The sequence below is a fragment of the Pseudomonas sp. JL3 genome (assembly GCF_031570575.1).
Lineage (GTDB): Bacteria > Pseudomonadota > Gammaproteobacteria > Pseudomonadales > Pseudomonadaceae > Aquipseudomonas > Aquipseudomonas cucumis.
In genome coordinates this window covers 422,601-447,339 of the sequence record NZ_JAKWJK010000001.1, presented here as the reverse complement: position 1 = coordinate 447,339, position 24,739 = coordinate 422,601, and the positions used below count along the sequence as shown (strand labels likewise).

General features: G+C 60.5%; 20 protein-coding genes. 11 read left to right on the top strand and 9 right to left on the bottom strand.

Going from position 1 to position 24,739, the window contains the following annotated elements; genetic code table 11:
- Window positions 1-14: 14 nt before the first annotated feature.
- The 3 genes from MMG91_RS01825 to tssB form a co-directional block, all read right to left on the bottom strand.
- Window positions 15-518, bottom strand: a complete 504-nt coding sequence (locus MMG91_RS01825) for an Hcp family type VI secretion system effector (protein ID WP_038984147.1) — start codon at window positions 516-518, stop codon at window positions 15-17.
- 76 nt (window positions 519-594) lie between these two features.
- On the bottom strand, window positions 595-2,082 hold the full coding sequence (tssC, locus tag MMG91_RS01820) for a type VI secretion system contractile sheath large subunit (protein WP_305449444.1): 1,488 nt from the start codon (window positions 2,080-2,082) through the stop codon (window positions 595-597).
- A 28-nt stretch (window positions 2,083-2,110) separates the two neighbouring features.
- Window positions 2,111-2,659: a type VI secretion system contractile sheath small subunit gene (tssB, locus tag MMG91_RS01815; RefSeq protein ID WP_310658538.1), complete on the bottom strand. Its 549-nt coding sequence runs from the start codon at window positions 2,657-2,659 to the stop codon at window positions 2,111-2,113.
- A gap of 228 nt (window positions 2,660-2,887) precedes the next feature.
- Here tssB and MMG91_RS01810 point away from each other — a divergent pair, with 228 nt between their 5' ends.
- Genes MMG91_RS01810 through tssA form a run of 5 tightly spaced genes read left to right on the top strand, consistent with a single transcriptional unit; the run spans window position 2,888 to window position 10,412 of the window.
- Window positions 2,888-3,337, top strand: coding sequence for a type VI secretion protein (locus MMG91_RS01810; protein ID WP_305506445.1), 450 nt, complete (start codon window positions 2,888-2,890; stop codon window positions 3,335-3,337).
- 54 nt (window positions 3,338-3,391) lie between these two features.
- Window positions 3,392-4,723 carry a type VI secretion system baseplate subunit TssK gene (tssK, locus tag MMG91_RS01805; protein WP_310658537.1) on the top strand — a complete coding sequence of 444 codons (1,332 nt, stop codon included), beginning with the start codon at window positions 3,392-3,394 and terminating at the stop codon, window positions 4,721-4,723.
- An 18-nt stretch (window positions 4,724-4,741) separates the two neighbouring features.
- Window positions 4,742-5,509: a DotU/TssL family secretion system protein gene (locus tag MMG91_RS01800; protein ID WP_310658536.1), complete on the top strand. Its 768-nt coding sequence runs from the start codon at window positions 4,742-4,744 to the stop codon at window positions 5,507-5,509.
- On the top strand, window positions 5,506-9,327 hold the full coding sequence (locus tag MMG91_RS01795) for a type VI secretion protein IcmF/TssM N-terminal domain-containing protein (RefSeq protein ID WP_310658535.1): 3,822 nt from the start codon (window positions 5,506-5,508) through the stop codon (window positions 9,325-9,327). The genes MMG91_RS01800 and MMG91_RS01795 overlap by 4 nt, the downstream gene beginning before the upstream one ends.
- On the top strand, window positions 9,324-10,412 hold the full coding sequence (gene tssA, locus MMG91_RS01790; RefSeq protein ID WP_310658534.1) for a type VI secretion system protein TssA: 1,089 nt from the start codon (window positions 9,324-9,326) through the stop codon (window positions 10,410-10,412). Before MMG91_RS01795 ends, tssA begins: the two co-directional genes overlap by 4 nt.
- On the opposite strand, the gene MMG91_RS01785 is transcribed toward tssA, so the two are convergent.
- Window positions 10,409-11,380, bottom strand: coding sequence for a 2-hydroxyacid dehydrogenase (locus MMG91_RS01785; RefSeq protein ID WP_310658533.1), 972 nt, complete (start codon window positions 11,378-11,380; stop codon window positions 10,409-10,411). The genes tssA and MMG91_RS01785 overlap by 4 nt on opposite strands.
- Window positions 11,381-11,782: 402 nt before the next feature.
- Here MMG91_RS01785 and MMG91_RS01780 point away from each other — a divergent pair, with 402 nt between their 5' ends.
- Window positions 11,783-13,063 (top strand): serine/threonine transporter, encoded by a 1,281-nt coding sequence (locus tag MMG91_RS01780; protein WP_305449452.1) that lies wholly within the window; start codon window positions 11,783-11,785, stop codon window positions 13,061-13,063.
- Window positions 13,064-13,236: 173 nt separating this feature from the next.
- Window positions 13,237-14,913, top strand: coding sequence for a SulP family inorganic anion transporter (locus MMG91_RS01775; protein WP_310658532.1), 1,677 nt, complete (start codon window positions 13,237-13,239; stop codon window positions 14,911-14,913).
- Window positions 14,914-14,964: 51 nt separating this feature from the next.
- Here MMG91_RS01775 and acnB read toward each other — a convergent pair whose 3' ends face one another.
- The gene (acnB, locus tag MMG91_RS01770; RefSeq protein WP_305449787.1) at window positions 14,965-17,565 is read right to left on the bottom strand and encodes a bifunctional aconitate hydratase 2/2-methylisocitrate dehydratase; all 2,601 of its coding nucleotides are present in this window, start codon (window positions 17,563-17,565) and stop codon (window positions 14,965-14,967) included.
- A gap of 407 nt (window positions 17,566-17,972) precedes the next feature.
- On the opposite strand from acnB, the gene MMG91_RS01765 reads away from it, so the two are divergent.
- On the top strand, window positions 17,973-18,443 hold the full coding sequence (locus tag MMG91_RS01765) for a DUF1289 domain-containing protein (protein ID WP_030130429.1): 471 nt from the start codon (window positions 17,973-17,975) through the stop codon (window positions 18,441-18,443).
- Window positions 18,444-18,543: 100 nt separating this feature from the next.
- Here MMG91_RS01765 and MMG91_RS01760 read toward each other — a convergent pair whose 3' ends face one another.
- Window positions 18,544-19,407: a universal stress protein gene (locus MMG91_RS01760; protein ID WP_310658531.1), complete on the bottom strand. Its 864-nt coding sequence runs from the start codon at window positions 19,405-19,407 to the stop codon at window positions 18,544-18,546.
- Between the two features lie 160 nt (window positions 19,408-19,567).
- Here MMG91_RS01760 and MMG91_RS01755 point away from each other — a divergent pair, with 160 nt between their 5' ends.
- The 3 genes from MMG91_RS01755 (at window position 19,568) to MMG91_RS01745 (ending at window position 22,400) form a co-directional block, all read left to right on the top strand.
- Window positions 19,568-20,176 (top strand): tRNA-(ms[2]io[6]A)-hydroxylase, encoded by a 609-nt coding sequence (locus MMG91_RS01755; RefSeq protein WP_007906324.1) that lies wholly within the window; start codon window positions 19,568-19,570, stop codon window positions 20,174-20,176.
- Between the two features lie 229 nt (window positions 20,177-20,405).
- Window positions 20,406-21,113 carry a winged helix-turn-helix domain-containing protein gene (locus MMG91_RS01750; RefSeq protein WP_310658719.1) on the top strand — a complete coding sequence of 236 codons (708 nt, stop codon included), beginning with the start codon at window positions 20,406-20,408 and terminating at the stop codon, window positions 21,111-21,113.
- Window positions 21,114-22,400 (top strand): ATP-binding protein, encoded by a 1,287-nt coding sequence (locus tag MMG91_RS01745; protein ID WP_310658530.1) that lies wholly within the window; start codon window positions 21,114-21,116, stop codon window positions 22,398-22,400.
- Between the two features lie 169 nt (window positions 22,401-22,569).
- Here MMG91_RS01745 and MMG91_RS01740 read toward each other — a convergent pair whose 3' ends face one another.
- The 3 genes from MMG91_RS01740 to MMG91_RS01730 form a co-directional block, all read right to left on the bottom strand.
- The gene (locus MMG91_RS01740) at window positions 22,570-23,358 is read right to left on the bottom strand and encodes a MipA/OmpV family protein (RefSeq protein WP_310658529.1); all 789 of its coding nucleotides are present in this window, start codon (window positions 23,356-23,358) and stop codon (window positions 22,570-22,572) included.
- A gap of 101 nt (window positions 23,359-23,459) precedes the next feature.
- Window positions 23,460-23,948: a GFA family protein gene (locus tag MMG91_RS01735; protein ID WP_305449458.1), complete on the bottom strand. Its 489-nt coding sequence runs from the start codon at window positions 23,946-23,948 to the stop codon at window positions 23,460-23,462.
- Window positions 23,949-24,054: 106 nt separating this feature from the next.
- On the bottom strand, window positions 24,055-24,672 hold the full coding sequence (locus MMG91_RS01730) for a DNA-3-methyladenine glycosylase (RefSeq protein WP_305449459.1): 618 nt from the start codon (window positions 24,670-24,672) through the stop codon (window positions 24,055-24,057).
- Window positions 24,673-24,739: the final 67 nt, after the last annotated feature.

Here is a 24,739-nt window from a genome sequence, read left to right as displayed (position 1 = left end):
GCCGACGCGTCCGCTTACTTGGCTTTGATGAGTTTGTTGGCGGCCATGTCCCAGGTCGAGGCGGCCGTGCCTTCCTTGGTGCCGTCGTCTTTCTGGGCGGTGAGTTCCCACTTGATCTTGGTGAAGTTCAGCGACAGGGTTTCCACCGGTTTGCCACCGGTACCGCCACTGACGCTGACGTTGGACAGCACGACGTTGGTCAGGGTGTAGATGATGAACGGCATCAACTGACCGCTGCCTTCGGCGGCGTTGCGGCCGATAGTGATTTTGGCTTCCGGGATCGGTTTGCCGGCGCAGCAATATTCGTTGAGGGAGGGCGTCGAGCTGTCGACGAATTTGGTCAAGGTGAATTCGCCGATGTGCGGCTTGCCGGAGGTGCGCTCCGAGTTGCTGACGTCGTTGGTCACCTGCATCGCCACGTTGTGGCTGTAGGACATGACTTCGATCTTGTCCTTGTAACCCTCGAGCAGGCTATCGCCTTTGATGTCGCCGCCGAGGTCGAGAATGATTGCATCCATCGCATGAAACTCCTGAAAGTAATCGTGCCAGATAAGCAGGGGGAATCCCGCCGGGTCGGCCCCGGCGGGAGGCGGGTCAGGCGGCTACCGGTGGCGGCAGGGTCGCGACCAGGCGGATCGACGCGGTCAGCTCTTCAAGCTGGAAGTGTGGCCGCAGGAACACCGTGGCCTTGTAGGCACCCGGTTTGCCGGCCACCTCGGTCACATCCACCCGGGCTTCACGCAACGGGTACTGCGCCTTGATCTCTTGCGGCGCGTTGTCGTTGATCAGCACGTAGTCAGCGATCCAGTTATTGAGGTAGGTCTGCACGTTATCGCGGGTCATGAAACTGCCGACCTTGTCGCGCATGATCACCTTCAGGTAGTGCGCGAAACGCGAGGCCGCGAGCACGTACGGCAGCATCGCCGAAATCCGCGCGTTGGCATTCGCCTCGTTGGTGTTGTAGAGCTTGGACTTGTTGGTGGTCTGGCCGCCGAAGAACACTGCCACGTCACTGTTTTTCTTGTGGCACAGGGCGATGAAACCGAGGTCGTTGAGCTCTTTCTCACGACGGTCGGTGATCGCCACTTCGGTCGGGCATTTGAGCGACAGATCGCCAGAGGTGGTACGGAAGGTATGGGCCGGCAATCCTTCTACTGCACCGCCGCCTTCGGCACCGCGAATCGCCGCGCACCAGCCGTACTTGGCGAAGGCTTCGGTGATCCGTTGCGACAAGGCCCACGCGGCATTGCCCCACAGGTATTTGCCGTGGTCGCTGCCGTTGACGTCTTCGACGTAGTTGATGCCTTCCACCGGTGATGTGTCAGGGCCGTAGGGCAGACGCAGCAGGAAGTGCGGTAGCACCAGCGAGACGTAGCGCGAATCTTCGCTTTCGCGGAACGAGCGCCACTTGATCAGCTCCTGGCTTTCGAACACTTTCGACAGATCACGCGGTACGGCCAGTTCGGTGAAGCTGTTCATGTCGAACAGCCGTGGGCTGGCGGCAGCAATGAATGGCGCGTGAGCGGCCGCCGCGACGTTCGAGAGCTTCTCCAGCAGGCCGATGTCCTGCGGGTGCCGGCCGAAGGTGTAGTCACCCACCAGCAGGCTGAACGGGTGGCCGCCGAAGGTGCCGTATTCCTCTTCGTAGATCTTCTTGAACAGTGCGCTCTGGTCAAACTCGACGGCTTTTTCCAAGTCGTTCTGCAGCTCTTTCTGGGTCACGTTCAGCAACCGCAATTTCAGCCGGGAGCTGGTCTCGGTGTTCTTCACCAACAGGTGCAGGCCGCGCCAGGAAGCTTCGAGTTTTTGCAGGTCCGGGTGGTGCAACACTTCGTTGAGCTGAGCGCTGATCAGCTCGTCGATCTGGCTGATGCGGTCGTTGATCATCGCCACGGTGTCCTTGTCGATGGCCATGCCTTCGTCGAGTACCTGGGTGGCGAATTCCGCGAGCATGTCGCGGGCGTAATCTTGCTGGCTGTCGTCATGGGCCATGCGGCCTTTGGCGATTATTTCATCGAGCAGAGACAAGGTCTGGGCTGTACTGTCGTTGGCTTGGCTCTGGGCGGCGGATGAGGCGGGCATGGCGAATTCTCCCTAAGTGGATGAACGATCAGGCTTGCGGTTCTGCCGGTGCTTCGCTGTCGCCAGCAGGAGCGGGAGCAGCGGTTTCCGGACGGGCAGACTTGATCTCTTGCAGGCCCTCGGTGTTGGCGATGACGTCTCGCAACAGCTTGTCCAGATCATCGTTGCCATCGAGCTTGGTCAGCAGATCGCGCAGACGCTGACGGGCTTCGAACAGACGCCGCAGTGGAGTCACTTGCTCGACCACCTTGACCGGGTCGAAGTCGTCGATGTGTTTGAAGTTGAGCTCGATGTTGAGTTTGCTGTCGTCGCCGCTGAGGGTGTTGTTGACCTGCAAGGTGGCGCGCGGGCCGATCGAGGCGAGCACTTCGTTGAAGTTGTCGCGGTCGATTTCGGTGAAGCGCCGTTCATTCAGTTTCGGGAGTGGCTCCAGAGGCTTGCCGGAGAGGTCGGCGAGAATGCCGACAACCAACGGCAATTCTTTCTTCTCGATGGCGTTGCCGATTTCGACGTCGTAGGTGATTTGCACCCGGGGTGGACGAACCCTGTCGAGCTTGTGCTGAGTACTTTCTGCCATGGTGGCTGACTCCGATGCATGAGGCGGGCGCAATGCATCGGGAGGCCCGTTTCATCGCATTCCCTTACTGGACCGTAGGTTAGAAAGGGAGGGCAGAGGACCTGTCATTCCTTTGACGAACCTTCCACATTCGTCGTGCCGACCGAACTACCCAAGACGCTAGAACAGGTCTATAAAAAAGCAAACAAAAAGCAATTTTGGACCGTGTCGAGAAAAGGAAAACTCATTTTGTACGCACGTTTATTTTCTTTGGTTCTGTTCCTGTCACTCGCCGGGTGTTCGTTGTTCGGGCCTCGCGTCGACCTCGATAACCTGACGCTGGACGTCGCGCCCCGCGCCAACGATGACACCCCGATCGCGGTGGACTTCATCGCGGTGAACGACGCGGACCTGCTCAAGCAGTTGTCGGGCATCACCGCCCGGCAGTGGTTCGCCGAACGCGAGCAGTTTCAGCGCGACTACCGACAGCTGATGACCGTCTGGGGGCTGGAGCTGGTACCCGGTCAATTCATCGACAAACAACCCTTCCCGCTGGGGGGCAAGCGGGCGGCTGGACTTTTAGTCTTCGCCAGCTATAACACTCCCGGAGCACACCGGTTACGGCTGGACGATCAGAGCAACGCCTGGCTCAAGTTCGACAGTCGCGAGATGACGCTGGTCAGCGACCACCCGAACTGAACACAGGGCCAGGCCGCCATTGGCGCGGCTACACGAGACGTCGAAGGGAATCGTATGAGTCTGCTACCTGACGCGGTTTGCTGGCATGAGGGCATGCAGTTGTTGCCCCAGCATTTTCAGTTGCAAGGGCTGCGGGCCGAGGCGCTGGTGGCGCATTTCGCCCAGGCCTGTAATCCGTGGTTCTGGGGTGTGACTCGCGTTGAGTTCGATCCCTCGGCATTGAGCGCCGGGCTCGTACGACTGATCAATTTACAGGCGACCTTGCCGGACGGTTTGCCGGTCAATCTGCAGGCTGGTGTCGGGCCGATGCTGGAGCTCGACGTCAGTGAAGCGATCGACGCCACGGACAACGCCACCGTTACCGTTTACCTGGCGATCAGTCCGCTGTGGCGCGCCGGTCAATTACTGCCGCTCAAGGGCCGATTGCAATCGGTGGTCGGCGACGCGTTGCCGGATCTCACGAGTGGCGAGTACCCGGAATCGATCACAGTCTGGCGTCCGAATCCGCGTTTGTGCACGCAGTTGAACAAGGCGGATTCGGTCTGCTTGCCGTTGCTGAGAATTCGCAAGGAGGGCGGCGGCTTTCTTCAGTTGCCGTACACCCCGCCGACGCCGTGCCTGTTGCTCGAGTCGGTAGTGGGTCGGCGCGTGGCGGCGCTGTGTGCCCGGGCGCGGGAGAAATGCATGTTCCTCGCCGGTCGTTTGCGCCAGGCGCAGCAGGCCGGCAATCAGGACGATGCGCTGGAAATTCGCCGCCAGTTGACGGCGCTCTGGGCGCGGCTGCCGGAAGTCGAAGGCCTGCTGAACAGTCGGGTGGCGACGCCTCAGGCGCTGTATGGCTTGCTGCTCGGGCTGGCTGGCGCCTGGTCGGCGCTCGATCCATTGGCCGGTGTTCCGGCATTCGCTCCTTTGGATTTTCTTGAGTTGCAGCGCGGCTATGAGGCGGTGCTCGACTGGCTGGAAAAGACCCTCGAACTGATCCGCGCCGGTTATCGCAGCCTGGCATTCGAACGCAACGAACAGTTCTTCTCGATTCAATTGCCCGACGACCAGCCGAGCCAACGACTGGTCATCGGTTTGCGCATGCCCAACGGTGCCAGCGAGCAGGCCGCGAGCGAATGGTTGCGCGGGGCGATCATTGCGTCGCAGCCGCACATTGCGATGCTCAGTCGCCAGCGCATGAGCGGCTTGTCCCATCAGGCCATGAGTCGCAATGAACAAGTGGCCTACAGCGTCGGCGACGATACGCGGTTGTTTGTGGTGACGGCCGAAGGCCAATGGTTCGACGGGCAGTTGCCGTTGCTGATTGCCGCGCCGGCTTCCAGGCTGGTCAGCAGTCCATGGCAAGTGGTGTTGTTTGTGGCCCAGGCGAGTGAAAGTGCTTGATCAAGGAAGGAACGTCATATGTCTGAGGGCAATGTCGGGTCGGGTACACGAGGCCTTTACGAAGCGCCGCTGAGCAGTGCTTTTCGCCAGGCCTGGCAGCAATGGTCCCAGGACTGGAACCAGTTGCCCAAGGACAGCGAAGACGAAGCGCTGGTGGAGGCGGTGGTCGAACTGTCCACGCAAATCTCCCAACGACTGTGGCGAACGGCATTCGCCAAAGTCGGCGATGCGGCCACCGAGCAAGTCCAGGCGCTGGTCTATGCCTTTGTCGCGCTGGTCGATGAAACCTTGTTGTTCACGCCGTGGCCGGGCCAGTCAGCCTGGCAGGAAAAACCCTTGGAATCGAGGCTGTACGCCAGCCGTCAGGCCGGTGAGCGGATACCGTTGGCGATCAAGGAACTGCTGGACGAGCAGATCCCCACCACTCGCGATCTGGCCAATGTCTATTTGCAGTGCCTGGTGCTGGGGTTTCAGGGACGTCTGCGCGGTGAACAGAGTCAGGCCCAGCATGAAAAATGGCGCCTGGCGCTGTTCACCTTTGCCTGGCAGCACGAGGCGGATTATGCCGACGTCAGTGCCCGGCTCGAGCAACCTTCGGCGGTGCCGCCGAGGCAATTGCCGGTGCGCCGTTCATTGCCCGACGGTTTTCGCCTGGGCCTGGGGATTCTCGCCATGGTGCTGCTGCTGACCGGGTTGGGGCAGTTGTTCTGGCGTGACATTCGTCTGGAGCTCGAACCGGTCTTGCAGATGACCGATTCCGTGACCGCCTCGGAGCAAGACTCATGAGCACGCTGGGGATTATCGGCCTCATCATCGCCGTGCTGTTGGTGCTGGCGATTGTCGGGGTGGCGGTCTGGTGGTTGCGCACGCAAAGCGGTGCGGCGATTCGCAGTTTTTACCTGGCGGTGCGGCACATGGAGCAGGAGCAGGGCGCCCAGGACCGCTACCAGATTCCATGGCTGCTGATGCTCGGCAACGAAACCCAGGGCACGCAGTTGTGTACTCAGTGGCGGTTGCAGCCCACCGACAAACCGGCCTGGTTCGGTCGCTGGTGGTCGGACCCTGAAGGGGCGGTACTGGTGGTGCCCCAGGCGCTGTTTTTGCCGGATGAAGGCATGCACCTGCAACGGGGCGGCTGGTGGCGCTTGTTGGGATTGATCCTGCGTTTGCGCAGCCAACGTCCGCTGGACGGAGTGATCTGGACGGTGCCGATCAGTCGACTGGGCAACGTCGAGCAAGCCGCGACCCTCGGGTTGGCGGCGCGTCGACGCTTCATCGATTTGTTGCAACGGTTCGGGCTGAGCTTGCCGGTGTACGTGGTCATTACCGGCATGGAAGAGTTACCGGGCTTTCAGGAGCTGATCACTGCGCTGCCGGTCGAGACCCGCGAACGCACGCTGGGTTGGTCCTCGCCCCACGGACCCGATGCGGTCTGGCAGGCGCAATGGAGCGATCAGGCGCTGGATCAGGTTACTCGGGCCTTGGCGGAATCGATCATCGAAATCGGCGCCTTGTCCGGGCAGTTGAGCACTGAGCTGTATGGTTTGCCGGAACGTTTCGAAGCCTTGCGGCGCCATCTGCAAAGCCTGCTGGAGCCGGTTTTCCAGGGCAATGCTCAAGGCGAGGCCCCGCGTTTTCGCGGTATTTATTTCACTGCCAATCAGCCCTCGGAAGACAGCGCCGACGGATTTTCGGCCTATGACACGGGGTTGCAGCAGAGCGCCTTCGCCCGGCAATTGTGGCAGCGGCGGGTGGTCGCCGAGCGCGGTCTGGCCCAGGTGGTGCCGCGTCTGTTACGCCTGCGTCAGCGCTGGCAGCGCGTGACCGGTGGGGTGGCGCTGGTGGTCGCGTTGGTCTGGGGCGCGGGCATGCTGTGGGTCTGGCAGGATTCGGTCAAGGAGGCCCATGAACTGTCGCGCCTGCTGCAGGGGGCGCAGAAAAACTACGCGGCGGTCACCGATGAATCTCATCGGCTGGAGTCGACCCGGCGCAACGTCCAGGGTTTCTGGCGGGTGCTGGAAAAGGCGCCGGGCTGGAGCTTCACCTCAGTGGTGTTTCCGACCTCCTGGTTCTCTTCGCTGGATGCGCAGTTGGCGAGCGAGTTGCGCCTGACCGCCCAGAGCCATTTGATGCTGCCGTTGCGCGACCTGTTGAGCGCGGAGCTGGCGCAACTCAAGACCATCCGCAACACCGAACGACGAGGCAACGTCGAAAGCGAAGATCCGGCCCAATGGCAAAACTACGTCAAGGCCAAGGATCTGGTGGAGCGCGCGTTGAATCTGGAACAGCAGAACCAGTGGTTCAGTCAGGCGCTGAACAACCCCAAGGCGCCCCTTGAAGACCTGGTGTTGCTGAGCAACAACGCGTTGTCGCTGAACCTCAACGTCGGCACTTTGCACCGCGCCGGTTTTTACAACCGGGCATTGTTCGATGCCGATGGCAGCGACTTGCGACCTCTCGACCTGAGCGTCGAGCGCCCGGTGATCGAGGAAAATTTCCTCGGGCTCATGGAGCGCTGGCTGGACCAGTATTTCCTGGCCGACAATTTCGTGCGCCAGGCCGGTTATCTCAAGCTGCATCTGGAGCGGCTGGAAGCCGGCAGTGGTAACTCCCTCACCGAGCTCGAAGATTTGCGAGCGCTGGTCGATGACCTGCAAGCCGTGATCGGCTTGACGAATTCGGCGTGGGGCCGTGGTAAAGGCCAGGACCTGGTGCCTGGCTATCGCGAGTTGCTGGACAACGTGCGCAAAAGCGCCTTGCTCGGACCGCAACTGGAACAACAGTTGGAAATGCAGGCGGCCAAGCTGCAACAGAGCTTTCGCGATCAATGGATCGTCCAGGCCGGCTCCCGGGACAATTTATTGATTCAGCAAGGCAGCGGGCAACTGGTCTTGCAGGAACATGTGGTGCAGCTGAACAACGCGGTACAGGCGTTGTTCAAACGTGACTTTGTGGCCATCGCCTTACACGCGGATCGCTCCGAAGCCCCGAATGGGCAAGGGCAGGGCGTTGATGGCGACGACCTCGACAGTGCGCTGAACTATTTCGCCAGCTATAAGAGTTACGCCGCCGAAGAGCTGCCGCGCATTCCCCCGGCGTATCGCGGAGCCTTGCTGCAAGCGGCCGAAGGCGCGGTAGTCAAGGCCATGTTGTCGAGCCTGCGCGAGCACAATGCTCAGGTCCATGGCGGCGTTTTCAATGTGCAGGCCTCCCAGGCGATTGCCTTGCTGAAAGCCTTTATCGAGGTGCGTCGCAGCGATCTGGCCACGCGTTTTCAAACTGCCTTGAACCGCCGCGCCCTGGCCGAAATCGTCAGCGGCCTCGACGAAATCGTCGCCCAGCCGCTGTTCAGCGGGCGCACTGAAATCAGCCAGTGGGACGGCTCGAAAAACCTCGGCCTGCAACTGTATGGCGCCAACAACGTGCAGGATTTGAAACTGAGCCTCAAGCAGCAATTCAACACCATGCTCGGCATCACCGCGCGACGCACCTCGGCGCTGGAATGGCTGAAAGTCCAGCAACAGAACCTCTCGGCGCTGGATTATGAACGCGTGACGCAGTTCAATGCGCTCAACGACGATCTGCTCAAGTACAAGGAGCAGAACCCCGCCAGTTCGCCGGCGCAGATCGAACAATTGGTCAGTCGCGACTTTATCGAAATGGACGCCACGTCCTGCGGCCAGATCCTGCAAACCGCCAACCTGTCTGCCGGACGCGGAACACTGGCGTTGCGGGCGGTGGATTTGCAACAAACCGCCATGCAACGCTGCCAGTTCCTGCAACAGCAACAGGCGGCGGCAGCGTGGAACGACCTGGCCAATTATTTCAATCAGTACCTGGCGGAACGCTTTCCGTTTGCCAATGGCCTTCAAGCCCCCGACGCTGATCCGGCCAGGGTCCAGCATTTGCTGGAGCTGATCGACAAGCGTTTGCCGGTGGCGCAGGCCGGATTGGTTTTGAGCCAGACCCCAGAACGCCTGGCCGCCGAGGACTTTCTCAATCGTCTGAAGCAAGCCAGCACCTGGCTGGGCCCGATGTTTGTACGCGACAAGAGCGGTGTGCTGGGGCTGGAGATGGACGTGCGCTGGCGCACCGATCGAGAGGAAGAGCGCGGTGCCGATCAGGTGATTGCCTGGGGCTTGAATGCCGGCAATCAACAGCTCAGCTACCCCGGCGAGCCCCAGCAGAACCTGCGCTGGATGGTCGGTCAACCGATTCGGCTGACCTTGCGTTGGGCCCGAAATGGCTACCAGCGCCCGGCCAACGATCCGTTACAGCCGAGCCTGGTAGTGCGGGATCTGGAAGCGGGCTGGGAGTACAGCGGGCCGTGGTCGTTATTGCGCTTGATGCGCTCGCACGTGTCGGTGCAGCGCCAGCCGAACATGGACTACACCGATTTTCCGTTGACCTTGCGCCTGCCCGTGACGACCCAGTCCAGCAGCACCACCGCCGAGCAAACCCTGATGTTTGTGCGCCTGTCGTTGATGACCCAGGGCTCGAAATTGCCGCTGTCCATTCAGCCCTTGCCAACCCGGGCCCCGCGCTCACCGTTCATGGTGACGAGGTCGACCGCGGCTATCGAATCTAATAAGGAGGGCCTGTGAATCAACCTTCTACGCCGTTGCCGGAACTGATCACCCAACTGCTCGAACCGATCAGCGTGGAGTCCCCCTGTGGCCAGGACCTGCGTTATGAGCCTGAGTTCGACCGGTTGCGCGAACTGCGCCGTGAGGACGACACCAGTTTGCCCACGGGGGTGTGGCAGTCGTCGATCAAGCGTGCCCAATGGCCGGAACTGGAAAAACTGACCACCAGCCTGCTGCTCGAACGCAGCAAGGATTTGATGCTTAGCGCCTGGCTGGGTGAGGCCTGGCTGCATCAGGACGGGCTCGAAGGGTTGCCGGGCAGCCTGGCGCTGATTGCCGGCTTATGCGAGCGCTATCCCGAGCACCTGCACCCACAGGCTGAGGACGGCGATCAGTCATGGCGGGTGATACCGCTCGAATGGCTGGCTCGACGCTACGCTGAAGTGCTGCTGACCCGAGTGCCATTGTTCGAGCCGCGCAACAATGAGTTCGATAGTTTCTGTCTGGATGCCTGGCGCCGGTTGCAACTGCAACAGGTACAGGCCAGCGACAGTAAAACGGCCAAGACTTCGGCCGAGAACGCGCGCAACGAACAGAAAAAACTCACCGAACAGATTCGCGCCACGCCGTTGTCATTCTGGTTGCGCAGCCAGGGCACGCTGCTGCTCAGCCAGCAGCACCTGCAACGCCTGGAGGTGTGGAGCGACACTTATCTCGGCAATCAGGCTCCAGGCTTCAAAGCATTGCAGGATGTGATCGAAGCGTTGTTGACGCTGGTTCAGGAGTTCATCGCCATGCATCCACGAAAACCAACCCCGGCGCCTGTCGAAACACCTGCGGTGGTGACAGCAAGCCCGGCCGCCGTGCCGGACGTCGTCCCGGCACCCCATGCGTTCAGCGAGCCGGCGAATCGTGAAGAGGCGTACCGGCAATTGCTGTTGATCGCCGAATACCTGGCGCGCACCGAACCCCACAGCCCGGTGCCCTATTTGATCAAGCGGGGCGTGGAGTGGGGCAACAAACCCCTGAGCGAGCTGCTTGGAGAGCTGATCAGCGCTGATGCCGAATCCCGGCGCCTGTGGACGTTGTTGGGCGTCCTCTAGTGATTGTGCCGGGTGGCTGCCGTCGGCGGCGGTAAAGCAATGGGAGTCAGTACCGGTTGACCGGAAAAAAACGCCGTCAGGTTTTTGCCGACCAGTTCCACGGTGCCTTGGGTGGCCTCCGGGGACAATCCGGCGACATGCGGGGTCAGAATCACGTTGGCCAGTCCCTTGAGGGCGTCCGGCACCTGGGGTTCGTTATCGAAGACATCCAGCGCGGCACCGGCGATCCGTCGCTGTTCCAGCGCGCTGATCAGGTCTGCCGTGACGATCACGCTGGCCCGCGCGATATTAACGATGAACCCCTGGGGGCCCAAGGCGTCGAGCACCTGTCTGTTGATCAAGTGTTGGGTACCGAGCCCGCCGGGTGCGGCGACTATCAGGAAATCCGAGTGGCGCGCCAGTTCGGTCGGCGTCGAGCAGAAGCTATAGGGCACGTCGCTGCGATGCTGGCGGTTGTGATAACTCACGCTCATGTCGAAGCCGTTGGCGGCACGTTTGGCGATAGCGATGCCGACAGCCCCAAGGCCGAGGATGCCCAGGCGTTTGCCGGCCAGGGAAGGGCGCATGATTTTCGGCCACTCGCCCCGACGCACGGCAGCATCGGCCCGGGGAATATCGCGCACCAGTGCCAGCAGCAACGCCATGGCGTGGTCGGCGACGGAAGAGGCATTGACGCCGGCCCCGTTGGTGACGGTGATGCCGCGGTCGGCGGCGGCTTGCAGGTCGACGTGTTCGTAACCGGCGCCGATCACGCAGATGATCTTGAGGTTGGGCAGGGCGGCAATTTCATCGGCGCGCAGGCCCAATGGACCGCGCGTCAGCACCGCATCGATCTGACTGCCCTGTCGGGCAATGGCAGCGGCGCGCTCGGCCGGGGTCGGGGCCAGGATCAGATGAAACCCCTGATGTTCGAGAATCGGCAGGTATTCATTAATGGTTTCAACCAGTACCAGAACAGTTGCGGTCATGCTGGGCTCCTGCGGGCAGCGGAATGTTGGGGGCTCGAACGTCGCTTCAGATTGCTGGCGCCGGAGCGGTTTGGCAATGGCCAGGGGTTTTGGCTCCCGGTGTCGGAGCTGGCGAAGCCTGCGATCCTTCTAATGACAACACTAGATCAGAGCGGGGCAGATGGAGAGGATTTGTCCGCGATGAAATAGCCGGTAGCAGATGTCGAGCCTGCGAAGCTGCTACAAAGTACGTGTTGCGCCTTACCGCATCTGATCCGCATAACCATTCCTCAGCTAAGTCTTTGCTTCTGCTCACTAATCCCGGACAATCGCGCCCCTGTTTCGGCCAGGGCGCTGCCTGTCGGATTTTTCCGACTCGTCCTGACCGGGTGGCAAGTGACCGGAAAGCGGAGATCCGACCGGATGAATGATCAGGCCAATAGCGTCGACGAACGCTATGTAGCGGCAACACCAGCGAGCCTCGCAAGCTGGAATCGCCATGACACCACCTGGATGCTGGGCCTGTTTGGCACGGCAATTGGGGCCGGTACCCTGTTTTTGCCGATCAACGCGGGGCTGGGCGGCTTCTGGCCGCTGCTGATCCTGGCAGTGCTGGCGTTCCCCATGACGTTTTACGCCCACCGTGGCCTGACCCGCTTTGTGTTGTCCGGCCGCGAAGGCGCCGACATCACCGAAGTGGTGGAAGAACATTTCGGCATCAAGGCCGGCGCGTTGATCACATTGCTGTATTTCTTCGCGATCTTCCCGATCCTGCTGATCTACAGCGTGGCCCTGACCAACACGGTGGGCAGTTTCCTCGAACATCAACTGCACATCATGCCGCCACCGCGCGCCGTGTTGTCGTTCGTATTGATTCTCGGCCTGCTGGCAGTGGTGCGTTGCGGTGAGCAGGTGATCGTCAAGGCCATGAGCCTGATGGTCTATCCGTTCATCGTCGCGCTGCTGTTCCTGGCGGTGTTCCTGGTTCCGCACTGGAATGGCGGCATCCTCAGCACCGCGACCACACTGCCTGAGTCGTCGGCGCTGCTGCACACCCTGTGGCTGGCGATTCCGGTGATGGTGTTCTCGTTCAACCACTCGCCGATCATCTCGGCGTTCGCGGTGGACCAGAAGCGTCGCTACGGCGCGCATGCCGAGGAGCGCAGCTCGCAGATCCTGTCCCGCGCCCACATCTTGATGGTGGTGATGGTGCTGTTTTTCGTCTTCAGCTGCGTGCTGACCCTGTCGCCGGCGCAACTGGCGCAAGCCAAGGCGCAGAACCTGTCGATCCTGTCGTACCTGGCCAACCACTTCAGCAACCCGACCATCGCCTTCGCGGCGCCGTTGATTGCCTTCGTGGCCATTTCCAAGTCGTTCCTGGGCCACTACATTGGCGCCAGCGAAGGCTTGAAGGGGCTGATCGTCAAGAGCGGCAAACGCCCGGCACCGAAGACGCTGGACCGCATGACCGCGGCGTTCATGCTGGTGGTCTGCTGGATCGTTGCCACGCTGAACCCGAGCATTCTCGGCATGATCGAAACCCTCGGTGGCCCGATCATCGCCGCGATCCTGTTCCTGATGCCGATGTACGCGATCCGCAAGGTTCCGGCCATGGCGCGTTTTCGTGGTCAGGCCTCTAACGTCTTCGTGACGGCGGTGGGCCTGGTGGCGATTTCGGCGTTGATCTATTCACTGACGGCCTGACCCGTACCCTGTAGAGCGATCCGACTTGCCCGCGAAGAACGATAACGCGGGCAAGCCTCGCTCCTGCGCAGATCAGTGCAACCTGATCCAGAGCACACCATTGCAGGGTATTAACGACTAAGCTGCGGGTTGTATTAGCGCATCATCGTGGAGCGCTTTCTCTGGAGACGCTTATGGCAGGTGCCACTGGCGTAGCGGCGCAACCCCGTGCCGATATACCCAATCGCTGGCTGGACGTATTGGCCGGCTTGTCGATTGCCGGTTTGTTGTTGCCCGAGGCGGTCGCCTATTCCAGCATTGCTGCATTACCGCCACAGGCCGGGGTTATTGCGTTGTTTGCCGGTCTGCTGTGCTACGGGCTATTAGGCACCAGCCGTTTTGCCATCGTTTCCGCGACCTCTTCCTCCGCCGCCGTTCTGGCTGCCTCCACCGCCACGCTGGCCAACGGTGATTCCGCCCTGCGCATGACGCTGGCAATCGGTCTGGTGCTGGTGACCGGTGGGTTCTTTTTGCTGGCCGGGCTGCTCAGACTCGGCAGCGTGACCTCGTTCATTGCCAAACCGGTGTTGCGCGGTTTTGCCTTGGGCCTGGCGATGACCATCATCCTCAAGCAGGTGGCGAGCGCCGTCGATGTGCACTTGAACAGCGGCAATCTGATCCACCTCATGCCGCAGTTGCTGGAGCAGTTGCCACAGTGGAATCGGGTCGGCGCGCTGGTGGCGGCCGTGTCATTGGTGGTGCTGTGGCTGTGCGCGCGGGTCCGGCGGTTGCCCGGAGGTTTGCTGGTGGTGGCACTCGGCATTGCGGCCGGCCAATGGCTGAACTTGCCGGCCTACGGGGTGAAAATGATCGGTGTGATCGACCTGAGCCTTGAAGTGCCTCGGCTGCCGGTGTTGCCGTTTACCGACTGGCTGCGTCTGGGGGAGTTGGCGATTGCCATGGTGATGATTCTGTATGCCGAGTCTTACGGATCGATCACCTCGTTTGCGCTCAAGCACGGTGACCGCGTCTCCTCGAACCGCGATTTGCTGGCCCTCGGTGCGGCCAATCTGCTTTCCGGGCTATTCCATGGCATGCCAGCGGGCGCCGGTTACTCCGCGACGGCGGCCAATGAGGCGGCGGGGGCCGGTTCGCGCATGGCCGGCGCGGTGGCGGCGGGGGTGGTCTTGTTCATCGTATTGACGGTGCTGCCCTACATCGCCCTGACTCCCGAGCCGGTGCTGGCCGCCATCGTCATTCATGCTCTGGCGCGCGGTTTGAGCCTGCAGCCATTGGGGCGCTATTTCATCTGGCGTCGCGACCGTTTGCTGGTGATCTGCGCAGTGGCGGCGGTGCTGGTGTTGGGGGTGCTGGACGGCTTGGTGGTGGCGGTGGTGATCAGCGTGGTGCTGATGCTGAAACAGATGTCTTCGGCGGATATTCAAGTGCTGGGGAAAATGGGCAGCGGTCACGATTACGTCGATCTGCAACGTCATCCTCAAGCCGTGGAAACCCCCGGCATATTGATTGTCAGGCCCAGCGAGCCACTGTTTTTCGCTAACGTGGAACGCATTTTGGGTGGTGCGCTGCACCTGGCCCGGCATTCAGAGTCACCGGTGCATACGATTATTCTCAGTCTCGAAGAGTCGCCCGATCTGGACGGCACCAGCATCGAAGCGCTGCAAGCGTTCTTTTTGCAGGTGCGGGCGCTGAACATGTTGTTGATCCTGGCGCGGCTCAAGGAACAGGCTCAGGCGGTACTCTCGATATTACCCGCACGGGAGCGCGAACAGGTCATTCTCAGCGACCTGAGTGTCGACGTTGCCGTACAACAATCGCTCACGTTGGCCGGGCAGGTGGCGCAGGCATAAAAAAACGCCGCTCATCTTACGATGGGCGGCGTTTTTTATGGCGTTGCAGCGTTAGGCTTGAACGACCGGGATGTTGGCGTTCGCAGCAGCTTCACGGAACTCGGCGATCTGGTCGAAGGACAGGTAGCGGTAAACATCAGCCGCCATGCTGTCGATCTTGCCAGCGTATTCCATGTATTCCTCGACGGTCGGCAGGCGACCCAGGATGGACGCAACGGACGCCAGCTCGGCCGAAGCCAGGTAGACGTTCGCGCCGTCACCCAGACGGTTCGGGAAGTTACGGGTCGACGTCGACACCACGGTGGAGTTCGGCTCTACACGTGCCTGGTTACCCATGCACAGCGAGCAGCCCGGCATTTCCATGCGTGCGCCGGCCTTGCCGTAGATGCCGTAGTAGCCTTCTTCGGTCAGTTGGTGAGCGTCCATTTTGGTCGGTGGCGAGAGCCACAGACGGGTTGGCAGCTGACCTTTGACCTGTTCCAGCAACTTGCCGGCAGCGCGGAAGTGACCGATGTTGGTCATGCACGAACCGATGAACACTTCGTCGATCTTCTCGCCAGCAACGCTGGACAGCAGACGGGCGTCGTCCGGATCGTTTGGCGCGCAGAGCACAGGCTCTTTGATGTCGGCCAGGTCGATTTCGATGATTTCAGCGTATTCGGCGTCAGCGTCGGCTTCCATCAGTTCAGGGTTGGCGATCCAGGCTTCCATCGCTTGAGCACGACGTTCCAGGGTGCGCACATCACCGTAGCCTTCACCGATCATCCAGCGCAGCAGGGTGATGTTCGATTGCAGGTATTCGGTGATCGACTCTTTCGACAGCTTGATGGTGCAACCGGCAGCCGAACGTTCGGCCGAGGCGTCGGACAGCTCGAAAGCCTGTTCGATGCTCAGGTTGTCCAGGCCTTCGATTTCCAGGATGCGGCCGGAGAAGGCGTTCTTCTTGCCTTTCTTCTCGACGGTCAGCAAGCCAGCCTGAATCGCGAAGTAAGGAATGGCGTGAACCAGGTCACGCAGGGTGACGCCCGGTTGCATCTCGCCTTTGAAACGCACCAGGATCGATTCCGGCATGTCCAGCGGCATCACGCCAGTGGCAGCGGCGAATGCGACCAGACCGGAACCGGCCGGGAACGAAATGCCCATCGGGAAACGGGTGTGCGAGTCACCACCGGTACCGACGGTGTCGGGCAGCAGCATGCGGTTCAGCCAGCTGTGGATGATGCCGTCGCCCGGACGCAGGGAAACGCCGCCGCGGGTCATGATGAAGTCAGGCAGGGTGTGGTGGGTGGTCACGTCGATCGGCTTTGGATAAGCCGCGGTGTGGCAGAACGACTGCATCACCAGATCAGCGGAGAAGCCCAGGCACGCCAGGTCTTTCAGTTCATCACGGGTCATTGGACCGGTGGTGTCCTGAGAGCCGACGGTGGTCATCTTAGGTTCGCAGTAGGTGCCTGGACGCACACCGGCTACGCCGCACGCCTTGCCGACCATTTTCTGCGCCAGGGTGAAACCCTTGGTGCTTTCGATCGGAGCATCCGGTTTCTTGAACAGGTCGAACGCTGGCAGACCCAGTTCGGCGCGAGCCTTCTCGGTCAGGCCACGGCCGATGATCAGCGGAATACGACCGCCGGCACGGACTTCGTCCAACAGCACAGGGGTCTTCATTTCGAAGGTGGTGATGACTTCGTCGGTACCGTGCTTGCAGACTTTGCCAGCGTGCGGGTACAGGTCAATCACGTCGCCCATGTTGATGTTGGTGACATCGAATTCGATTGGCAGTGCGCCAGCATCTTCCATGGTGTTGTAGAAGATTGGAGCGATCTTGCTGCCGAAGCAGAAGCCGCCAGCGCGCTTGTTCGGCACGTAAGGAACGTCGTCACCGAAGAACCACAGCACCGAGTTGGTGGCCGATTTACGCGACGAACCGGTACCGACCACGTCACCGACGTAGGCGATCGGGAAGCCGCTGTTGCGCATTTCTTCGATCTGCTTCATCGGACCGATGGAGCCTTGCACGTCCGGCACGATGCCGTCGCGAGCCATTTTCAGCATGGCCAGGGCGTGCAGCGGGATGTCCGGGCGGGACCAGGCATCAGGAGCAGGGGACAGGTCGTCGGTGTTGGTTTCGCCAGTCACCTTGAACACGCGCAGGCTGATCTTGTCGGCCAGTACAGGGCGGTTCTTGAACCACTCGCCGTCGGCCCAGGATTGCAGAACGCCTTTGGCGTGAACGTTGCCGTTCTTGGCTCTTTCAGCCACGTCGTGGAAGGCATCGAACATCAGCAGGGTGTGCTTGAGTTCTTCGGCGGCCACTGGCGCCAGTTCGGCGTCGTCCAGCAGATTGACCAGCGTCACGATGTTGTAGCCGCCCTGCATGGTGCCGAGCAGTTCAACAGCGCGTTTCTTGTCGATCAGAGGGGATTTGGCTTCGCCTTTGGCGAGGGCAGAGAGGAAACCGGCCTTTACATAGGCCGCTTCGTCCACGCCTGGCGGAACGCGATTGGTGATCAGGTCAACGAGGAAGGCTTCTTCGCCAGCCGGGGGATTCTTCAGCAGCTCGACCAGGCCTGCAGTTTGTTCGGCGTTAAGCGGCTGGGGAACGATACCCAGTGCTGCACGCTCTTCGATATGTTTGCGGTAGGCTTCAAGCACAGTTATTACCCTCATCAGTGGTCCCAAATGGGTGTCCGGGACGCTCATCCCGAAATTGCCGTACTCATGCGCTTTGTGGCGTTGTGGGCCGCTTAGCCAGAATTACCGGCAATTCCTTACAGAAGCTGCTTTCAAAGTTTTACGCCTGCAGAACGGGGAGCTGATGAGGGTTGGCGTCAGGTTTTTCACCGCTGAAAAACCCTTCGCCAACACCGCTCTGAAGGAACGACTGTGCTCGTGACGCTTTGAAAACAGCTTCTAACGGACATTGGCGCCTTAAAAGGCTGGCTGATTCTACGGCAAAAAAAAATTAAAGGTAAGTTAGGCCCTTAATTTTGAGGGGTGATGAATGTTAGACAAAGGGCTAACATGCCGACCTGTTCTGCTTTCCCGTGTTTTGCCTACCTATGCCCAATCAGACCATCAAGACCCCCTGCGTCGGCCTCTGCTCCACTGTTTACGGTGATCTGGTGTGCCGTGGCTGCAAGCGTTTCCATCATGAAGTGATTCACTGGAACGGTTACAACGAGGAAGAAAAACGCGCGGTGTGGCTGCGTCTTGAGCAACTGTTGTCGCAGGTGATGGCCAGCAAGATAGAGATTTTCGACCCTGCGTTGCTGCGTCTGCAGCTGGAACAGCGCAAGATCCGCTTTGTGCCCCATCAGTCGGAATATTGCTGGGCTTATCAGCTGATCGCCCGGGGCGCGCGGGTCATCAATAATCTGGAAGCCTACGGGATGGTGCTGCTGCCGGAATTCCGTGACTGGAACCTGCCAGAATTGCGCGATGCCATTGATCGGGAATTTTTCCTGCTGTCTGAGGCGCATTACCAGCGCTACATTGCGCCGGGGTTTCTCAAGGATGCGTTCGGCGGTTAAACCTTAAAAGCTTCGCGAGCAAGCCCGCTCCCACAGGTTTTTCATTGACCTTGTGGGAGCGGGCTTGCCCGCGATGGCGATCTACTTGACGCCGAAAATCTCAATGCTGGGTCACGATCTCCTCCAGATGATCCATGACCGTATCCGGCTTGAGCACCAGCACATCGCTTTCCAGCGTATCCAGCACCGCTTCCGCCGTATTACCGATCAACGCCCCCGACAACCCGGTCCGCGCCACGGTGCCGATTACCGTCACCGACGCCCCCAGTTTATGGGCCATGTACGGAATCAACACATCCGCCGGGCCTTCCTCGATATGCAAGTGGTCATCATCAATATCGAACTCGGCCTGGAACGCCTTGCACTGCTCGCGGTAACTGGCCTCGATGGTTTCTTTTAGCTGAAACGTCGGGTCGGCCGCCGACAGCATGGGCGACGGATGGGCACTGATCACGTGCAAATGGGCCTTGGCCAGGCTGGAGATGTCGTAGCCATGGTCGATGATGCTGGCGTGCAAGGTACGGTGTTCACCGTCGATATTGCCGACATCAATGGCTGCCAGGATCACGCCGCCGGTCCAGGGCTTGGCGGTTTTTACCAAAAGCACCGGAGTAGGGCAGTAGCGCAGCAGCTTCCAGTCCGCCGGGGTCAGCAGGGCCTTTTTCAGTGGGCTGTCGGGGAAATGCTGCTTGACCACCAGCCCGCAACCTTCGGCCTGCTGCACGTCGATAATGGTTTCATGCAGGCTTTCGTTCCAGGCTTGCTCGGTGGTGACGTTGTAACCGTCCTCCAGCAGGGCCGCCTTGAGCACACTGAGCATCGCGCTGTGATCGTGCTTTTTATCGCAGACCAGCAGATGCAGATGGGCCTGGGTCACGCCAGCGATCAGTTTGGCCCGTTTGAGCGCCAGGCTCTCCGAATGCTCGGGTTCGATGACCACCAGAATGCTGCGAATGGCTTGCATGATCGGAATCTCCTGGAAGGTAAAAAACACTGCGTTGGACAACTATAGTTGCTGGTCGGCATTCGGCGACTTGATGCATATCAACGGTCGCGGCTGGTGGTCTGTCGGCAGCCCGGTATAATCGGCGCCCTTCGTTCTGTACCTTTTATCCGTGAGCCCCATGATCCTTCCCGAAATTCACGAGTTCCTCGGCTGCCGCACGCCTGATGGCTGGGTCCAGGCCGCGCTGGCCGATCAGGAAACCTTGCTGATCGACCACAAAAACTGCGAATTCAAGGCGGCCAGCACGGCGTTGAGCCTGATTGCCAAATATCACTCCCACGTCGATCTGATCAACTTGATGTCGCGTCTGGCCCGGGAAGAGCTGGTGCACCACGAGCAGGTCATGCGCCTGATGAAAAAGCGCAAGATCGAGCTGCGTCAGCTGTCCGCCGGGCGCTACGCCTCGGGGCTGCGCAAAGTGGTGCGTAGCCACGAACCGGTGAAGCTGGTGGACACGCTGGTGGTCGGCGCCTTCATCGAAGCCCGCAGCTGCGAGCGTTTCGAGGCGTTGGTGCCGCATCTGGATGAAGAACTGGGCAAGTTCTACTTCGGTCTGCTGAAAAGTGAGGCTCGGCATTTCCAGGGTTACCTGAAACTGGCCTATCAGTACGGTGACGCCAAGGACATTGCCCAGGTGATCGACAAGGTTCGTGACGCCGAGCAGGCGTTGATCGAGTCGCCGGATGTGGAGTTCCGCTTTCACAGTGGTGTCCCAGCCGCCGCATAACCTTGTAGGAGCGAGGCTTGCCCGCGAAGGCGATCTCAAGGACGTTTTCGCCGGCAAGCCGTGCTCCTACAAATGCCTTTTGATCCAGTTTGTAAAAAACTCTTAAAAGAATGAAACATCGCCAAAATCCGGCCCCCGTGGCCGGTTTTTGCTGCCTGTGATAACCGTCCCGCCCGCGATTGACGCCATAATGCCCGCCACTTCACTCAAGGGTTGGCAGACGGTCGTTATGGATAACCTGGGTTTTGGCAAAGTACTGCTGGTGGAAGACGACGAAAAGCTTGCCGGGCTGATCGCGCATTTCCTGTCCCAACACGGCTTCGAGGTCCGGCAGGTGCACCGCGGTGATCTCGCGTTGGCCGCTTTCCTCGACTTCAAACCGAAAATCGTGGTGCTCGACCTGATGCTGCCGGGCCAGAGCGGCCTGCACGTGTGCCGCGAAATTCGCAGCGTCTCCGACACGCCGATTGTCATCCTCACCGCCAAGGAAGACGATCTCGATCACATCCTCGGCCTGGAATCCGGTGCCGACGACTACGTGATCAAACCCATCAAACCACCGGTGCTGTTGGCGCGTTTGCGCGCCTTGCAACGCCGTCAGATGCCAGACAGCAGCGTGTGCAGTTTGCTGGAATTCGGCCATCTGAGCATCGACCGCAGTTGTCGCGAAGTGCGCCTGGCGGGCGAGGGTATCGAACTCACTACCATGGAATTCGAACTGCTGTGGTTGCTGGCCAGCGCCGCCGGCAACACTCTATCCCGTGACGATATCCTCAACCGCATGCGCGGTATTGCCTTCGACGGCCTCAATCGCAGCGTCGACGTCTACATCAGCAAATTGCGCGGCAAGCTCAAGGACAACCCGCGTGAGCCGGTGTGCATCAAGACCATCTGGGGCAAGGGTTACCTGTTCAATCCTTTTGCGTGGGAGCTGTAAATGCTGCGGTTATTTCTCGGGCTGTTTCTGGTGATGACGGTTGGCCTGGTACTGGGCCTGCAAACCGTCGAGCGCACGTTCGATGCGCTTCTCGACGGTCAGATGCAGAGCTACAACCGAGAGGCGGGGCGTGGCCAGGCCTGGTCGCTGGTCGAGCAGTTGCGCGGCCTGGACAGTTCGGCCCGGGAGCGACAACTGGAAACCTTGCGCCCCCATTACGGCTTGGGCCTGACCCTGGTCGAGGCCGATCAACTGTCCCTGACCGATCAGGAGACAGCCGAGTTGGCCCAGGGCCTGCTGGTGATTCGCGACAAGTACACGCAATTCATCTCGCGCATCGACGACGGTTCGCAACTGCTCAGCATCATGCTGCCGGCCGAGCCGAGTCTGATGCCGTTCTATATTGCCGCGGCCTATCTGATGATCGCGGTGATGATCGGTTTCGTGTTGTTATTCTGGGTGCGCCCGCACTGGCGCGATCTGGAGAAACTGCGCCTGGCCGCCGAACGCTTTGGCGATAACGATTTGTCATCGCGCATCCAGCTGTCCAGGCGTTCGAATATTCGCGACCTGGCCGAACACTTCAACCTGATGGCGGCGCGCATCGAAGGCTTGATCGCCAATCAGCGCGAGCTGACCAACGCGGTGTCCCATGAACTGCGCACGCCGATTGCGCGGTTATCGTTCGAACTCGATCAGCTCAAGCAACAACCCGATGCGACCCGGAATCGCGAACTGATTGCCGACATGTACGCCGACCTCGGCGAGCTGGAAGAGATGGTTTCCGAGTTGCTGACGTACGCCAGCCTTGAGCGCGGCGCCACGGTGATCACGCGGGAGAACATTCAGGCCAGCCACTGGCTCGACAGCGTGGTTGGCAGCGTGGCGCTGGAGGCTGAGGCTGCCGGGGTGCAGCTGTTGATTGTTGAATGTCAGGTCGACGAGGTTCGCATCGAACCGCGCTTCATGGCCCGCGCGGTGATCAATTTGTTGCGCAATGCCATTCGCTACGCCGATCAGCGGGTGGAAGTGTCGTTGGTGCGCACCGGCGATCATTACGAAGTGCGGGTCAACGACGACGGGCCGGGCGTGCCGCTGGACGGGCGGGAGAAAATCTTCGAACCGTTCTCGCGCCTGGACGCCAGCCGCGACCGTCGCACCGGTGGTTTCGGCCTGGGCCTGGCGCTGGTGCGACGGGTGTCGCAATCCCATGGCGGGCAAGTGGAAGTGGCGGACTCGCCGTGGGGCGGGGCGTCGTTTCGCATGACTTGGGCGCATGCTGATTAGCTGTGGCGTTCTTGCGGACGCCTTCGCAGGCAAGCCTCGCTCCTACCAGATAGATGATCGTTGATCGTTCCCACGCTCTGCGTGGGAATGCCTCAACAGACGCTCTGCGTCCGCTCTTGGGACGCGGAGCGTCCCGGGCTGCATTCCCACGCAGAGCGTGGGAACGATCCTAGAACGAGTACACCACCTGCCCAGCCAACGACGTCTGCATCCGTCGCGCCACAATCGGGCTGTCCGCCGCATCATTGGCCAAGTACTGAACGGCCAGCACCGTCGAAAAACTCCACTGATCATCGAGCGGCAACGACCACGTCAAATCCGCGCCTCGACTCACCAGCCCGCCATGAGTGTCATGAGCCCGGAACTGACTACGTGAAGCCTGAGCCGCGCTGACGCCATACCAGGTGCGCACGTAATTGCTGTCGCCGAACTGACTGTTGAGGCTGCCCACGAGCTTGCCGTAGTCACCTTCATAAAACGGTGTGCTGATGCTCAGCTTCAGCCGGTTCCAGGCCGAGCCGGTGTCGTGATCGTCATCGTCTTTTTCCAGTGCATGTTCGAAGGTCGCGCCGAGGATGATCGGCCCCATGTTATAGGTCCCGTCCAGCCCCAGCAGCGGGCGCGACTTGATCGAGCCCATGCCGTCGAGCTCATCCGAGCCTTTGAATCCGCTCTTGCGATCCTTGCGCACATCACTGGCGCCGATGTACACGCTCAGGCCGAAATCGTCTTCATCAAACGCCCAGCCCAGACCTTTTTGAGTATCGAGAAAAACTCCATAAGGGCTGATGATCTTTGCCCCCAACAGCGGTGCGACTACGCGTTCATCACTACCGCTATAACGCGGCACGCTGGCGGCACCGGCGCGCAGGCTGTAGCGCCAGTCTTCGGCGTGCAATGAGTCGGAAGAGATAAGCAGGCAGCATGAAGTCAACGACAGATACAACGAACGGAACATGGGAACACCCGAAGGGAAGTTGAATGCGCCCCATGCTATGCGGGTGCCGGCCAGCAATCTTTGACAGCTTTGTCGGGAAACTGTCAAAGACTGTGAATGGCTTAGCGGCTCAAACCCAGGCGCTCATGCCATTGGGCGATGGACTCTTCGGGCCAGACATCGCACTGTCGATCAGCGGGCTGTGTCTGGATTTCCACCCACGATGCTTTCGAACCGAGCATCACGTGCGTGTGCTCGGGTGGCACCGGCAGCGCCGTGTCGATGACCGAGGCGAAGGGGTGAACAAGGTCCGGCCATTCAGGACTGAACACCCACAATCCCGAGCCGCAAACGGAACAGAAATGCCGCTCGGCGGTGCTGCGGCGGGCGCGTTTATCACCTTCGTCCTTGAGCCGCGCATGGTAAATCGAGATGTGCTTGCGACCGTGCACCTTGAGGCTGGCGGCATCGCCAGCGATGTTGATCGCATAACCGCCACCGCCCTGGGTTTTGCGACAGATCGAGCAATAGCAGCGTTGATAAGGGTAGGGGTGGGTGCTGGTCAGGCTGAACGACACTGCGCCGCAATGGCAGGAGCCTTCGAGCTGCATGGGAACCTCCGTTGGATCTTGGGATGGCTCAAGACAGCCTAGACTGTCAGTGTTCCTGGACCGTTGGATTTATGTTGGATGTGCCCGCGATGAACGATAACGCGGTCTACCGGCTGGGCACCCGCCACAAGTACCACGCCGCCACCGTCCGATAAGGGCGCCACGCCAACCCGATTTCAATCATTTGCTTGCGAGTCGGTTGGACCTCCAACCCCTTCAGCCGTCGATAACCTTCGCGCACGCCAAAGTCATCGGCCGGCAAAATGTCCGCCCGCTCCAGGCTGTAGATCAGCAGCATTTCAACCGTCCAGCGCCCGACGCCGCGCAAGGTAATCAAGCGCTCGATCAACGCTTCATCGTCCATGGCCAGGGCCGTGGCGTAATCCGGAACGATGCCGTCCAGAGCCGCCTGAGCGATGCCCTGAATGGTCGCGATCTTGCTGGCGGAAAACCCGCAACCGCGCAGTTGCTCGAAGTCTGTCGCCAGAATCTGCTCAGGCCTGGGGAAGGTGCTCGCCGGAAACAATGCCAGCAGCCGGCCAACAATCGCATCGCCGGCCTTTGCATGCAGTTGCTGATAGGCAATCGCTCGCACCAGCGACTCATAAGGATCGCGGGCCGCATGGGGCTGATGCAGGCAGGGGCCGACGGCGCTGATGTGGCGTTGCCAGTCGGCGTCGACGGCCGAGAGAAATTCGCTGGCCAGTTGATAGGTATCGGGCATGGAGCATCCTGAAGCGCGGGTGACTGCGGGGAGATTAGCTGCCCCCCCGTAGCGCCGCACTCCATTG

Excerpts from the sequence above, each read along its gene's own strand:
- MMG91_RS01825 (WP_038984147.1), bottom strand. The coding sequence starts at position 518 with ATGGATGCAATCATTCTCGACCTCGGCGGCGACATCAAAGGCGATAGC.
- tssC (WP_305449444.1), bottom strand. The coding sequence starts at position 2,082 with ATGCCCGCCTCATCCGCCGCCCAGAGCCAAGCCAACGACAGTACAGCC.
- tssB (WP_310658538.1), bottom strand. The coding sequence starts at position 2,659 with ATGGCAGAAAGTACTCAGCACAAGCTCGACAGGGTTCGTCCACCCCGG.
- tssK (WP_310658537.1), top strand. The coding sequence starts at position 3,392 with ATGAGTCTGCTACCTGACGCGGTTTGCTGGCATGAGGGCATGCAGTTG.
- MMG91_RS01800 (WP_310658536.1), top strand. The coding sequence starts at position 4,742 with ATGTCTGAGGGCAATGTCGGGTCGGGTACACGAGGCCTTTACGAAGCG.
- MMG91_RS01795 (WP_310658535.1), top strand. The coding sequence starts at position 5,506 with ATGAGCACGCTGGGGATTATCGGCCTCATCATCGCCGTGCTGTTGGTG.
- MMG91_RS01785 (WP_310658533.1), bottom strand. The coding sequence starts at position 11,380 with ATGACCGCAACTGTTCTGGTACTGGTTGAAACCATTAATGAATACCTG.
- MMG91_RS01780 (WP_305449452.1), top strand. The coding sequence starts at position 11,783 with ATGAATGATCAGGCCAATAGCGTCGACGAACGCTATGTAGCGGCAACA.
- MMG91_RS01775 (WP_310658532.1), top strand. The coding sequence starts at position 13,237 with ATGGCAGGTGCCACTGGCGTAGCGGCGCAACCCCGTGCCGATATACCC.
- MMG91_RS01765 (WP_030130429.1), top strand. The coding sequence starts at position 17,973 with ATGCCCAATCAGACCATCAAGACCCCCTGCGTCGGCCTCTGCTCCACT.
- MMG91_RS01760 (WP_310658531.1), bottom strand. The coding sequence starts at position 19,407 with ATGCAAGCCATTCGCAGCATTCTGGTGGTCATCGAACCCGAGCATTCG.
- MMG91_RS01755 (WP_007906324.1), top strand. The coding sequence starts at position 19,568 with ATGATCCTTCCCGAAATTCACGAGTTCCTCGGCTGCCGCACGCCTGAT.
- MMG91_RS01750 (WP_310658719.1), top strand. The coding sequence starts at position 20,406 with ATGGATAACCTGGGTTTTGGCAAAGTACTGCTGGTGGAAGACGACGAA.
- MMG91_RS01745 (WP_310658530.1), top strand. The coding sequence starts at position 21,114 with ATGCTGCGGTTATTTCTCGGGCTGTTTCTGGTGATGACGGTTGGCCTG.
- MMG91_RS01740 (WP_310658529.1), bottom strand. The coding sequence starts at position 23,358 with ATGTTCCGTTCGTTGTATCTGTCGTTGACTTCATGCTGCCTGCTTATC.
- MMG91_RS01735 (WP_305449458.1), bottom strand. The coding sequence starts at position 23,948 with ATGCAGCTCGAAGGCTCCTGCCATTGCGGCGCAGTGTCGTTCAGCCTG.
- MMG91_RS01730 (WP_305449459.1), bottom strand. The coding sequence starts at position 24,672 with ATGCCCGATACCTATCAACTGGCCAGCGAATTTCTCTCGGCCGTCGAC.